Genomic DNA, 12,174 nt, shown 5'->3' with positions numbered 1-12,174 from the left:
GAATCTGAGATTACGGCGACGCCCTGGCCAGCCCCCTCAGCCGCCGGGTCCACGCCAGCGGAGCAGCGCCGCTCCCCAGCTCAGCCCGGCGCCGAAGCCACTGCTGGCGATCAGGTGGCCAGGCTGGATGCGGCCATCCCGTACCGCTTCATCGAGCATCAGCGGGATCGTGGCGGCAGAGGTGTTGCCGTAGGCCGCCAGGTTGCTGAGCACCCGCTGGTTGGGAATGGCGAAACGCTGGGCCACCGCATCGAGGATGCGCTGGTTGGCCTGATGCAGCAGCAGCCAGTCGAGCTCGGCCGCGGTGGTGCCAGTGGCGGCGAGCAGCTCCTGCAGCACGGCCGGCACTTCCTTGACGGCGAACTTGTACACCTCCTGGCCGTTCATGTGGATCGGCGCGAAGCCTCCGCGCTGGGCCGTGTGGCCGTCGAGCAGCGCCTGCCGCTCCTCCCGCTGCGCCAGGGTCAGGCAGGCGGCGCGGCGGCCGTCAGAACGCATGCGGAAGCCCAGCAGGCCATCCCGCTCGCCTTCACAGGCCTCCACAGCGATGGCGGCGGCGGCGTCGCCGAACAGCACGCAGGTGCGCCGGTCGTCCCAGTCAACCCAGCGGCTGAGCTGGTCGGCCCCGATCACCAGCACCTTGCGCGCGCTACCGGCACGGATGTATTGGGCTGCGGTGATCAGGGCGAAGAGAAAGCCGCTGCAGGCGGCTGTGAGATCGAAGGCCACGGCGTTGGTGGCCCCCAGCCCCGCCTGCACCCGCGGCGCGGTGCCGAACAGATCGTCCGGGCTGGAGGTGGCCAGCAGGATCAGATCCACCGTCTCCGCCGACCAGCCGGCGTGATCAAGGGCGTTGCGGGCGGCGGCTGTGGCCATCGACGTCACCGTTTCCGTGGGCCCGGCCACACGGCGCGCAGCGATGCCGGTGCGGCTGCGGATCCACTCATCGTTGGTGTCGACGCGAAGGCTCAGCGCGTCGTTGCTGACGATCAGCGCGGGGAGCGAACTGCCGCATCCCACGAGCGCCATGCCTGCGCCCATCCGGCCAAGCGCCACCGACTCACCCACGGTTCGGCTCAGTCAACCACAGGCAGGAACGGAGCTCTCCTCGCTGCTGAGCTTGTGCAGATCTTCCATCACCCCATGGCTGGCGGCTAGGTGCGCCAGCCGCAGCGCGCTGACCACCGAAAGGGCCTTGCTGCTGCCGTGGCCGATCACGCAGACCCCATTGACGCCGAGCAGCAGGGCGCCGCCGTGCTCGGCATGGTCGAGGCGCTTCTTGATCCGCACCAGGTTGCTGCGCAGGAAGGCGGAGCCCACCTTGCCGCGCCTGCCCCGAGGCAGTTCGGCGCGTAGCACATCGAGCAGCACGCTGCCCACCGACTCCAGGAACTTGAGCAGCACGTTGCCGGTGTAGCCGTCGCAGACCACCACATCGAAGCTGCCGGAGAGGACGTCGCGGCCTTCGCAGTTGCCGGCGAAGCGCAGCCGCTGCTCGGCGGCGAGCAGGGCGTAGGCCTTGATGGTGAGCTCGTTGCCCTTGCAGGCCTCCTCGCCGATGTTCAGCAGGCCGATGCGGGGCTGGGGGATGCCGAGCACGTCGCGGCTGTAGATGCTGCCCAGCAGGGCGAACTGCTGCAGGTACACCGGCTTGCAGTCCATGTTGGCGCCCACGTCGAGCACAAGCACCTGCCGGCCCGGGTCCTTGGTGGGGAAGAGGGCGCCGATGGCGGGGCGGTCGATGCCCTTGAGCCGGCCGAGCCGGAAGATCGCCGAGGCCATCACCGCACCGGAGTTGCCGGCGGAGTAAACCGCCGCCGCCTCACCGCTCTTGACCAGGTCCATGGCCATGTTGATGCTGGCGTCGCGCTTGCGGCGCACCACCGTGGCTTCCTCGTCCATGCCCACCGAAGAGCCGCTGGCGACCAGCTGCAGCAGCCCGGCCTGCAGGCTCTCGCGCAGGTCGTCTTCCAGGTTCAGGGCGGCCGCGGCCTGCTGCACCGCCGCGGCTTCGGCTACGAAGCGGATCTTCACCGGCAGGCAGCGCACGGCGGCCAGGCAGCCCTCGAGGATCGGGCCGGGGGCATGGTCTCCCCCCATGCCGTCGACGGCCATCCAGATGCGGTCACGGTCGCGGATCGGAGCGGACCCATCGCCACCGGTCTGCAGGCGCCGGCGGGGGTAGCTCATCAGCGGCTGCAGCACTGTGCCGGCAACCGATCCCGCCATGGTGCCGGCGGAGGAGGCCACCGAACCTGCCGCCGAGGCCATCGAGCCGGCCACCGAGGCGGCGGCGGAAGCAGCGGAGGCGGCAGTGCTGGCTGAGGAGGTGGCCGTGTCAACCAGGCTGGTGACCGTCGCATTGCGGCGATACCAGACCACCAGCCGGCGGATCGCGCGGCTGGGTTTGGCGCGGCGTTGTCTCAGTTCTGAATCAGAGTCCTTCGGAGGCAACGGCTTCCACGATGCGCTGGAACAGGTAACCCGTACCCCGTGCGGTGAGGATCAGCTCGGGGTTGGCTGGATCATCTTCCAGTTTGGAACGCAGCCGTGAGATGTGGACATCCACCACCCGGGTGTCCACGTGACGCTCGGGGGTATAGCCCCAGACCTCCTTGAGAATCTCGCCGCGGCTGAAGGGCTCACCCGAACGGCTGACCAGCAGCTCCAGCAGGCTGAACTCCATGCCGGTGAGGCGGATGCGCTCTTCGCCCCGGTACACCTGGCGCTTGTTGGTGTCGATGCGCAGCTCGTTGACCTGGATCACGCCGGAGTTGGGGATGCCCACCACCTGCTCCTTCTCCACCCGGCGCAGCACGCAGCGGATGCGGGCCTCCAGCTCCTTCGGGCTGAAGGGCTTCACCACGTAGTCGTCGGCACCGAGCTCCAGACCGGTGATGCGGTCGGCCACGTCGCCCAGAGCGGTGAGCATCACGATCGGCACATCGGATTCCTTACGGAGCTCCTGGCAGACGCCATAGCCGTCGAGCTTGGGCATCATCACGTCGAGCACCACCAGATCCGGGCTGGAATGGCGGAAGGCCTCAAGCGCCTCCACGCCGTCACAGGCGGTGACGACGTCGTAGCCGATCATCGTGAGGCGGGTTTCGAGAATCCTGCGGATGCTCGCCTCGTCGTCAACGACCAGGATGGTTTCCTTGGCGGAGGAGGAAGCCGTCATGGTTGCGCCGGCCTGGGTACACAAGTCCTGACCACTGAACTGGTCGGAGGGGCGGCAAATTCACCCAACGCCACCATTCTTCACACACCGCCGTGGCCCGATCCGCACCGCTGTTCATCTGCCAGGCCTGTGGAGCTCAGACCCGCCAGTTCTTCGGCCGCTGCCATGGCTGCGGTGCCTGGAACACGCTGGTGGAACAGAGCGGCCCCGCCGCTGATGGCCGCCGCCGCCGCGCCGCCCCTGAGGGCGCGCCTGCCCGTACCGGTGCGGGCGAGAAGGTGGCCCTGGCGCCAGGGCGTCCCCGGCGCTCGGAATCGATCCTGATGGCGGTGGAGCGGCCGCTCCAGCGGTTGCCCAGCGGCTTCGCCGAGTTCGATCGGGTGCTGGGCGGCGGGCTGGTGCCCGGGGCGCTGGTGCTGGTGGGGGGCGATCCCGGCATCGGCAAATCCACCCTGCTGCTGCAGAGCGCCCAGGCGCTGGCCGCCATCACCTCGGTGCTCTACGTGAGCGCCGAGGAGTCGGCGCAGCAGGTTCGCCTGCGCTGGAGCCGGCTCGCCCCGCCAGGTGCCGGCGCTGCGGAGCAGCCGGTTGGGGCCGATGGGGCCGTGCCGGCGGGTGCCGGGCTGCAGCTGCTGGCGGAAACCGATCTGGAGCTGGTGCTGCAGGAGCTTGAGGCGCTGCGGCCGGCGGTGGCGATCATCGACAGCATCCAGGCCCTGCATGACGACCAGCTCAGCAGCGCGCCGGGATCGGTCGCCCAGGTGCGCGAATGCGCCGGTGCCCTGCAACGGCTGGCCAAGCGCCAGGACACCGCCCTGCTGCTGGTGGGGCATGTCACCAAGGAGGGGATGCTGGCCGGGCCCAAGGTGCTCGAACACCTCGTCGATGCGGTGCTCACCTTCGAGGGCGACCGCTTCGCCAGCCACCGGCTGCTGCGGGCGGTCAAGAACCGCTTCGGTGCCACGCACGAACTGGGCCTGTTCGAGATGCGCGACCGGGGGCTGGCGGAAGTCACCAATCCCAGCGAGCTGTTCCTCGGCCATGACGGCCCCGCCGCCGGCACCGCCACGATCGTGGCCTGTGAAGGCACCCGCTCGCTGGTGGTCGAGCTGCAGGCCCTGGTGAGCACCACCAGCTATGCCAGCCCACGCCGCACGGCCACCGGCATCGGCATCAACCGGCTGCATCAGATCCTGGCCGTGCTTGAAAAGCACATGGGGCTGCCCCTCTCCCGCTTCGATTGCTACCTGGCGGTGGCCGGTGGCCTTGACGTGGAGGAGCCTGCGGCCGATCTCGGCGTGGCCGCGGCGGTGGTGGCCAGCTACCGCGATCTGACCCTGCCGGCCGGCACAGTGCTGGTAGGGGAGCTGGGGCTGGGGGGGCAGCTGCGGCCGGTGGGCCAGCTGGAGCTGCGCCTCCAGGAGGCGGCGCGGCTGGGGTTCCGCCGGGCGGTGGTGCCGCGCGGCAGCGGCCTCGGGGCGATCGCCGCCGGGCTTGATCTCCAGCTGCTGGAAGCCGCCACTGTGGCGGAGGCCCTGGTGGCCGGGCTGGGGTTTGACCCTGCAGCCGACTGAGCCGGGCCGGCGGCTCCACCCTGCCCCGGCCAGGCCACACCCCGCGCCGGGCAACGCCCTGCCCAGGCGCCCCGACGAGGCTCAGAAGTAGACGTCGACGTTGCCGCGCCCGCTGGTCTTGAGCCAGTTCTGGGCTTCGATGTAGTTGTTCGGCGCCATGCGGATCGCCTTGGTCCAGTAGTCGGCGGCGCGGGAGAAGCAGCGGTCCGACTCATCGGTGTCGCCCCGTTCTTCCGCCAGGGAGCCGAGGTGGTGGTGAATCACCGCGATGTTGTTGAGGGCCTGCGGCATGTGCTGGTTGAGATCCAGCGCCTGCTCGTAGAACTCCAGCGCCTTCTGGTGATCGCCGTTGCTGGTGAACACCAGAGCCATGTTGTAGAGGATGAAGGCCTTGTCGTTGGGGTCGTCCTCCAGCTTCAGGGCTTCCTCGTAGTTCTCCAGCGCTTCGGCATATTCGCCGTCACCCTGGGCGCTCATGCCGTCGCGGTAGTACGCGAAAGCCTCCTTCGCCCGCCGGTTGGTGGGAATCACCTTGAGGATCAGGTCCGCCATGACCGTGAAGCTCTTGTCGATGAAGTTGTCGTTGCGTTGGCTGCGGGGCACGGGAACGGTCTGGTTTGTGGACCCATCCTGACGCCTGCGCGGCGAGCCAGCTTCTGCCGGAGGCCATCCCTAGCCTGAAACCCAGCTGCCGATCCCAGTGGTTCAGGTTTCCCCCGGCCCCGCCGTCTCACCGCTTCCGGCTGCACCGTCTCCCCGCCCCCTGGTGCCGGTGCTGCTCGAGGTGGACGGCATGAAGTGCGGGGGGTGCGTGCGTGCCGTGGAGAAGCGCCTGCTGGCCGTGCCCGGTGTGCACCAGGCAAGCGTGAACCTGCTCACCCACACCGCCTGGGTGGGCCTGGCCGCTCCTGTCGAGGCCGCGCAGCCAGGCCTCGACACCCAGGTGGCGGCCCTGCTGGCCAGCCTGGAGGGGCTCGGCTTTGCGGCACGCCTGCGTGATCAGTCGCTGCCGGCACCCACGGCGGCCGAGCTGGCCCAGCGCCATCGTTGGTGGCTGGAGTGGCGCCAGCTGATCGCGGCGCTGACGCTGCTGGTGGTGTCGGTGCTGGGCCATCTGGCGGAGGCGGGCAGCCTGCCGGCATCGCTGCTGGCGTCCCCGCTCGGAGCCCTGCTGGCGGCGCTCTGGTTCCACGCTCTCGTGGCCACCCTGGCCCTGGCGCTGCCGGGTCGTTCGATCCTGGTGCGCGGCGCCCTGAGCGCCTGGCACCGCATGCCCAGCATGGACACCCTGGTGGGCCTGGGCATGGGCAGCGCTTACCTCGCCAGCCTGGCGGCCCTGCTCTGGCCGGCGGCGGGCTGGCCCTGTTTTTTCAATGAGCCGGTGATGCTGCTCGGCTTCGTGCTGCTGGGCCGCTTCCTGGAGGAACGGGCCCGCTTCCGCACCGGCCGGGCGCTGGAGCAGCTGGCCCAGCTCCAACCCGAAACGGCGCTGCTGCTGGTGGGCGATGGCCCCCCGCGAGAGGTGCGGGTGGGAGGGCTGCGGCCCGCAGATCGGTTGCAACTGCTGCCGGGCGACCGGGTGCCGGTGGATGGGGTGGTGCTGGAGGGCTGCTCGGCGGTGGATGTGTCGAGTCTCACCGGCGAACCCCTGCCGCTGGAGGCCCGCCCGGGCTGTGAGCTGGCGGCCGGCATGCTCAACCTGCAGGCGCCGCTGGTGCTGGAGGTGACCCGCGCCGGTGCGGAGACGGCCCTGGCCCGGATCATTGCGCTGGTCGAGCAGGCCCAGGCCCGCAAGGCGCCGATACAGCGCCTGGTGGACCGGGTGGCCGGCCGTTTCACCGTTCTGGTGCTTGTTCTCGCCCTGGCCACCTTCCTGTTCTGGTGGCTGTGGGGCACCCGCCTGTGGCCGGACGTGCTGATGGTGGCTCCGCTGCTGGGCCATGGGGCCGGGGCTGCTCACAGCTTCGGTGGGCACGGCCTTGGTGGTATGGGAATGGGAGGCTCCGGCCACGGGCTGGCGGGGGCCGCCGCCGAGACCCCGTTCAGCCTGGCCCTGCAGCTGGCGATTTCCGTGCTGGTGGTGGCCTGCCCCTGTGCGTTGGGCCTGGCCACCCCCACGGCGATCACAGTCGGCTCAGGGCTGGCGGCCCGGGCCGGTGTGCTGTTCCGGGGCGGCGATGCGATCGAGACCGCCGCGCGTCTGCAGGCGGTGCTGTTCGACAAGACCGGCACGCTCACCCTGGGCCGTCCCCTGGTGGTGGCGATCGAACTGTCCCCCACGGATCCAGCTCACCAGCTGGCGGGCGAGCTGGTCGACGCCGATGCCCTGATCCGTGTGGCGGCCAGCCTGGAGCAGCAGACCCGCCACCCGCTCGCCCATGCCCTGCTGCAGGAGGCGGAGCGCCGTCAGCTTCCTCTCTGGCCGGTGAGCACCTGCGTCACCTTCGCCGGGGCCGGGGTGGAGGGGGAACTGGAAGGGGTCAGCGGCCCTTGCCGGGTGGGTCGCCTCGACTGGCTGGAGCAGCGAGGGGTTGGTCTGGGCGCTCCGCTCCGCCAGCGGCTCACAGCACTGGAGGCCGACGGCGGCTCGGTGCTGGCCGTGGCGGTCGGCAGCCGCCTGCTGGGCCTCGTGGCGGTGCACGACCAACCGCGCGCCGATGCGGCCGCCACCGTGCAGGAGCTCGGTGCCATGGGGCTGAACCTCGGCGTGCTCAGCGGTGACCGGCAGCCTGCCGTGCGGCTCCTCGGTGAACGGCTCGGCTTGCCGGACGACGCCCTTGCCTGGGAACTGCGCCCCGAGCAGAAGCTCGACCAGATCGTGCGCTGGCAGCAGTTGGGGCCGGTGGCGATGGTGGGCGATGGCATCAACGATGCGCCCGCTCTGGCGGCGGCCGATCTCGGCATCGCCGTGGGCACCGGCACCCAGATCGCTCAGGACACCGCCGATCTGGTGATCCTTGGCGACCGCTTGTCCTCGCTTGTGCTGGCGTTGCAGCTGGCGCGGCGCACCCTGGCCAAGGTGCGCCAGAACCTTTTCTGGGCCTTCGGCTACAACCTTGTGGTGCTGCCGATCGCCGCCGGCGCCCTGCTGCCAGGCTTCGGTGTGGTGCTCTCCCCACCCCTGGCGGCCCTGCTGATGGCGATGAGCTCGATCACCGTGGTGGTGAATGCGCTGCTGCTGCATGGTCCGGCCTGACCCCGATCGCCCCAGGGGGCGCTTTCTCGTGCTGGAGGGTATTGATGGCTGTGGCAAGACCACCCAGCTCGAACGCCTGAAGGCCTGGTTGCCCAGCAGCGGCCTGCTGGCGCCCGGGGCGGAGCTGGTGGTGTGCCGCGAGCCGGGAGGGACGCCGCTGGGCCAGGCGCTGCGGCAGCTGCTGCTGCATCCGCCGGAGGCGGCCAGCCCCTGCCCCACCGCGGAACTGCTGCTTTATGCGGCCGACCGCGCCCAGCACGTGGAGGCCCGCATCGCGCCCGCTCTGGCGGCGGGCCACTGGGTGATCAGCGACCGCTTTGCCGGCTCCACGGCCGCCTACCAGGGCTATGGCCGTGGGCTGGATCTCGCGTTGATCGACCAGCTGGAGGCCATCGCCACCGCCGGCCTGACGGCCGACCTCACCCTCTGGCTGGACCTGCCCCTGCCGCTCTCACTGGAGCGTCGCGGCCACCGGCCCGCCGATCGGATCGAGTCGGCGGGACTGCCCTTCCTGCAGCGGGTGGCTGGAGGATTCGCCCAGCTGGCGGCGCAGCAGGGCTGGGCGCGGGTGGAGGCTGCCGCTGCTCCCGAACAGGTGGCGGAAGCGATTGCGGCACTGCTGCGGTGCCGTTTCGCCGCTGCTGGTGGCTGCGATGGCTGATCTGTTCGCCGACCTGATCGGCCAGCCCCAGGCCGTGGCCCTGCTTGCCGCGTCGCTGCAGCGCCAGCGGCTGGCGCCGGCCTACCTGTTCAGCGGGCCGGATGGGGTGGGACGGCGCCTGGCGGCTCTGCGCTTCCTCGAGGGCATTCTGGCCGGGGTCGCTGGCTCAGCCCCGCTGCGACGCCGGCTGGAGGAGGGCAACCACCCGGATTTGCTCTGGGTGGAGCCCACCTACCAGCACCAGGGCCAGCTGATCCCCCGTTCGGAGGCGATCGCCCAGGGAGTGGCGAAGCGGTCGCTGCCCCAGCTGCGCCTGGAGCAGGTGCGGGCGATCAGCCGTTTCCTGGCCCGTCGGCCGTTGGAGGGCGACCACTGCCTTTTGGTGATCGAGGCGGTGGAGATGATGGCGGAGGGGGCGGCCAATGCCCTGCTCAAAACCCTGGAAGAGCCCGGCAACGGGCTGCTCGTGCTGCTGACCAGCGCGCCCGAGCGCCTGCTGAGCACGATTCGCTCCCGTTGCCAGCAGATCGTGTTCAGCCGGCTGGATCCGGCCTCCCTGCAGGCGGTGCTGCACCGCCGCGCCGATCTCTCACCCGTGGCGGAGGGGCCAGAGGCCGCCGGCCTGATCGCGCTGGCGGCCGGCTCGCCGGGGGCGTTGCTGCGTCACCGGGAGCAATGGCAGGCCCTGCCACCGGGGCTGGCGGAGCGGCTGCTGGAGCGGCCGGGCCAACCGCTGGAGGCGCTGGCCTTGGCCCGTGAGCTCACCGAAGCCCTGGATCTGGATCTTCAGCTGTGGCTGCTCGACTGGTGGCAACTGCAGAGCTGGCGCCGCGATCTCTGCCAGGCCGATCAGCAGCGGATCGAGCGCCTCCGGCGCCAGTTGCAGGGGGCTGTGCAACCTCGGCTGGCCTGGGAAGTGGCGCTGCTGGAGCTGGGCGGATCGCTGGTGTGAGCCTGGAGTTCCAGGGGGATCTGACCGCCACCTGCGCCACGCGCCCCTTGACGGACAACAGCGCGAAGCTCTGACAGGCGCCTGGGGAGTCGCTGAAGCAGCGGTCCGGCTGTGTCGGTGCCGCTTCAGCAGCAGATGGTCGGTGGAATCAGGCGGATTCGAGCGAGCGCAGCTGGTCGCGGGTGTCCTGCCGAAGCTCCCGCACCAGCCGCTCCTGCTGTTCCAGCTGGGGGCCAGTGGGCAGTTCCAGGCAGTAGCCGGCTCCGTAGACCGTTTTGATGAACCGGGGTTTGCGCGGTTCGGGTTCGAGCTTGGTGCGCAGGTGGCGCACGTGTACCCGGATGGTCTCGATGTCGTCGTCGGGCTCGTATCCCCACACTTCCTTGAGGATGAGCGAGGGGGCCACGGTCTGACCGTGACGCTGGAGCAGGCAGTGGAGCAGTTCGAACTCCAGGTGGGTGAGCCGGACGGCTTGATCGAACCAGATGGCCTCAAACCGCTCGGGCACCAGGGTGAGAGGCCCGAAATTGAGAATCTCGTTGTGTTTTTCGGCCAGAGGGGCGCGATCGATGCGCCGCAGCAGTGCTTTCACCCGCACCAGCAGCTCTTCGAGATCGAAGGGCTTGGTCAGGTAGTCGTCGGCGCCGGAGTTGAAGCCGCTCACCTTGTCTTTGGTGCCGCCGAGCGCCGTGATCATCATGATCGGGATGCCAGCCGTGCGCTCATCACGGCGCAGGCGCTGGCAGAGGGTGAGGCCATCCACCTTGGGCAGCATCAGATCGAGCAGGATCAGATCGGGATGGGCCTGCAGGGCCAGGGCCTGGCCCTTGATGCCGTCTTCGGCGCATTCCACCTGGAAGCCGCCGTGCATCAGATGGGCAGCCACCAGCTCACGCATGTCCCTGTCGTCTTCGATCAGCAGGATGCAGGGCTTCATGGGCGGCGCAGGGCGGGTGACAGCGGCAATCCGTTGGATTCGAAGAGGCCGTATGAGCTGCTTTCGCAGAAGTATGGGACACGATCCTGGCAACCGCGCCAACTGGAACGTGAACAACCAGCAGGCAGCGCTGCGGCAAGGCGAAGAGGAACTCCCCGGGCAGGATTCGAACCTGCGACCAATCGGTTAACAGCCGACCGCTCTACCGCTGAGCTACCGAGGATGGCAACCCGGTGAACCTACCCCTCGGTCGCGCCGCCAGGCAAGAGGGAGACCCTGCCGCGAAGGCGCCGGCATAGTTCCGGCCCGTCCTGCCAGCGGCCCATGCGCCCGCTTTCCATCAGCACGGCCCCGTCGCAGCGCTCGAGTTCCTCCAGCCGGTGGGTGATCCAGAGGGCGGTGAGGGGTCGCTCCTGCCGGTGGCAGAGGCGATGGATCAACTCCAGAACCTCCGTCTGGCTGATTGGATCGAGCAGGGCGGTGGGTTCGTCGAGCAGCAGCAGGTCGGCACCGCTGGCGAGGGCACCGGCGATTGCCACCCGCTGTTTCTGGCCGCCGCTGAGCGTGTGGATCGGCCGCCCTTCCAGGCCAGGTAAGCCGACCTGGGCCAGGGCTTCGGCCACCCGCCAGCGCCGCTCCTCACGGCTGAGGCCCTCCGCCAACGAGAGCTGGAGGTCGGTGCCGCAGCTGGGCAGCAAGAGTTGGTGGTCGGGGTTCTGGAACACCAGAGCCGGCGTGCGCTGGCGGTGAATCCGCCCTCGCTGCGGATCGAGCAGCCCGGCGATCAGCCGCAGCAGGGTGCTCTTGCCGCTGCCGTTGCCCCCCACGAGCATCCACAGCCCTGGACGGGGCACCTCGAGGTTGATGTGGTCAAGGGCGAGGCTGCCGTTGGGCCAGCGGAACCCCAGGTTCTCCACCACCAGCGGAGGATCAGGGGCGGAGAAACCGGCGCTGGCATGGGCCGGTGGCGAGCTGGTCAACTGTCGACGCTGAAGCCGGGACGTTTGGTGCCGGTGCCACCCGCGGCCGAACGTTCGTAGAGCTGAACGGCCACCAGCTCACTGCTCAGCAGGCTGACCCGTTTCTCCTCGGCTTTCTCGCAGCTGAGTTCGAGCACGCGCGGTTGACCGCTCTCCAGGACCGCCTTGATCTGGCCATACAGGGCCTGGGCGTCGGCCAGTTCCTTGCGCTGGACCGAGACGGGCATGGGGCTGAGCTTGAGCGAGAGCTCGACGACGTACACGGCGGTTTCGGTGAGGGCAGCCGCCACTCTGGCGAATGGCGCGGCGCGGCGGTTTCCGCTGAAGGGCCGGCCGGCTCCCGGTTGGCTCCCGGTTGGCTCCGGTTTGGCTCGGGGCTGGATTCAGGGCTGATTCCGGTGCGGTTCAGACGAGCGGGGTGGCCGCCAGACCTGGGGCTGACGGAGCCGGTGAGTGCAAGTACTCATTGCCCCCGGGCCAGGGCGGCGGAAGCCCCGGCCGCCGGCTGATTTCCGTACAGTGCCATTGTAAAGCTTCATGAAGCCTCTTCATCATGACGATTGCTGTAGGGCGCGCGCCTTCGGCTCGGGGATGGTTCGACGTCCTCGATGACTGGCTCAAGCGCGACCGCTTCGTGTTTGTCGGCTGGTCCGGTCTGCTGCTGTTCCCCACGGCCTATCTGGCTCTGGGCGG

11 protein-coding genes, 1 tRNA gene and 1 pseudogene are annotated in these 12,174 nt (G+C 69.6%); 5 read left to right on the top strand and 8 right to left on the bottom strand.

All coding sequences use genetic code 11. The features are described 5' to 3' along the window. Positions 1 to 36: 36 nt before the first annotated feature. From KQ303_RS03125 to rpaB, 3 genes are read right to left on the bottom strand one after another with little or no spacing between them, the layout of a single operon-like run. Complete coding sequence (locus KQ303_RS03125) at positions 37 to 1,029, bottom strand: beta-ketoacyl-ACP synthase III (protein WP_094511605.1); 993 nt, start codon at positions 1,027 to 1,029, stop codon at positions 37 to 39. 51 nt (positions 1,030 to 1,080) lie between these two features. Next, on the bottom strand, positions 1,081 to 2,454 hold the full coding sequence (gene plsX, locus KQ303_RS03120; RefSeq protein WP_259729115.1) for a phosphate acyltransferase PlsX: 1,374 nt from the start codon (positions 2,452 to 2,454) through the stop codon (positions 1,081 to 1,083). Further along, the gene (gene rpaB / locus KQ303_RS03115) at positions 2,435 to 3,181 is read right to left on the bottom strand and encodes a response regulator transcription factor RpaB (RefSeq protein ID WP_094511601.1); all 747 of its coding nucleotides are present in this window, start codon (positions 3,179 to 3,181) and stop codon (positions 2,435 to 2,437) included. The genes plsX and rpaB overlap by 20 nt, the downstream gene beginning before the upstream one ends. Before the next feature lie 92 nt (positions 3,182 to 3,273). On the opposite strand from rpaB, the gene radA reads away from it, so the two are divergent. Further along, positions 3,274 to 4,755 (top strand): DNA repair protein RadA, encoded by a 1,482-nt coding sequence (radA, locus tag KQ303_RS03110; RefSeq protein WP_259729114.1) that lies wholly within the window; start codon positions 3,274 to 3,276, stop codon positions 4,753 to 4,755. A gap of 81 nt (positions 4,756 to 4,836) precedes the next feature. Here radA and KQ303_RS03105 read toward each other — a convergent pair whose 3' ends face one another. Further along, the gene (locus tag KQ303_RS03105; protein WP_094511597.1) at positions 4,837 to 5,358 is read right to left on the bottom strand and encodes a photosystem I assembly protein Ycf3; all 522 of its coding nucleotides are present in this window, start codon (positions 5,356 to 5,358) and stop codon (positions 4,837 to 4,839) included. Between the two features lie 160 nt (positions 5,359 to 5,518). On the opposite strand from KQ303_RS03105, the gene KQ303_RS03100 reads away from it, so the two are divergent. From KQ303_RS03100 to KQ303_RS03090, 3 genes are read left to right on the top strand one after another with little or no spacing between them, the layout of a single operon-like run. Then, positions 5,519 to 7,951, top strand: coding sequence for a heavy metal translocating P-type ATPase (locus tag KQ303_RS03100; protein ID WP_399232798.1), 2,433 nt, complete (start codon positions 5,519 to 5,521; stop codon positions 7,949 to 7,951). After that, positions 7,938 to 8,612 (top strand): dTMP kinase, encoded by a 675-nt coding sequence (gene tmk, locus KQ303_RS03095; protein ID WP_259729113.1) that lies wholly within the window; start codon positions 7,938 to 7,940, stop codon positions 8,610 to 8,612. The genes KQ303_RS03100 and tmk overlap by 14 nt, the downstream gene beginning before the upstream one ends. Further along, on the top strand, positions 8,605 to 9,564 hold the full coding sequence (locus KQ303_RS03090; RefSeq protein ID WP_259729112.1) for a DNA polymerase III subunit delta': 960 nt from the start codon (positions 8,605 to 8,607) through the stop codon (positions 9,562 to 9,564). Before tmk ends, KQ303_RS03090 begins: the two co-directional genes overlap by 8 nt. A 148-nt stretch (positions 9,565 to 9,712) precedes the next feature. Here KQ303_RS03090 and KQ303_RS03085 read toward each other — a convergent pair whose 3' ends face one another. From KQ303_RS03085 to KQ303_RS03070, 4 genes are all read right to left on the bottom strand, one after another. Then, complete coding sequence (locus KQ303_RS03085; RefSeq protein ID WP_094511593.1) at positions 9,713 to 10,501, bottom strand: response regulator transcription factor; 789 nt, start codon at positions 10,499 to 10,501, stop codon at positions 9,713 to 9,715. 151 nt (positions 10,502 to 10,652) lie between these two features. Next, positions 10,653 to 10,724: transfer RNA gene (locus KQ303_RS03080), tRNA-Asn, on the bottom strand. A 16-nt stretch (positions 10,725 to 10,740) separates the two neighbouring features. After that, the gene (locus KQ303_RS03075) at positions 10,741 to 11,481 is read right to left on the bottom strand and encodes an ABC transporter ATP-binding protein (RefSeq protein WP_094511591.1); all 741 of its coding nucleotides are present in this window, start codon (positions 11,479 to 11,481) and stop codon (positions 10,741 to 10,743) included. Further along, a complete protein-coding gene (locus KQ303_RS03070) occupies positions 11,478 to 11,744 on the bottom strand; it encodes a hypothetical protein (protein WP_255100680.1) in 267 nt (88 codons plus the stop codon). The genes KQ303_RS03075 and KQ303_RS03070 overlap by 4 nt, the downstream gene beginning before the upstream one ends. A 290-nt stretch (positions 11,745 to 12,034) precedes the next feature. Here KQ303_RS03070 and KQ303_RS03065 point away from each other — a divergent pair. After that, positions 12,035 to 12,174, top strand: a pseudogene (locus KQ303_RS03065) (photosystem II D2 protein (photosystem q(a) protein)); the annotation flags it as partial.

Source organism: Synechococcus sp. CS-1333 (assembly GCF_025128015.1).
Classification (GTDB): domain Bacteria; phylum Cyanobacteriota; class Cyanobacteriia; order PCC-6307; family Cyanobiaceae; genus MW101C3.
The sequence above is the reverse complement of the archived record's forward strand: the minus strand, read 5'-3'. Positions and strand labels throughout refer to the sequence as shown.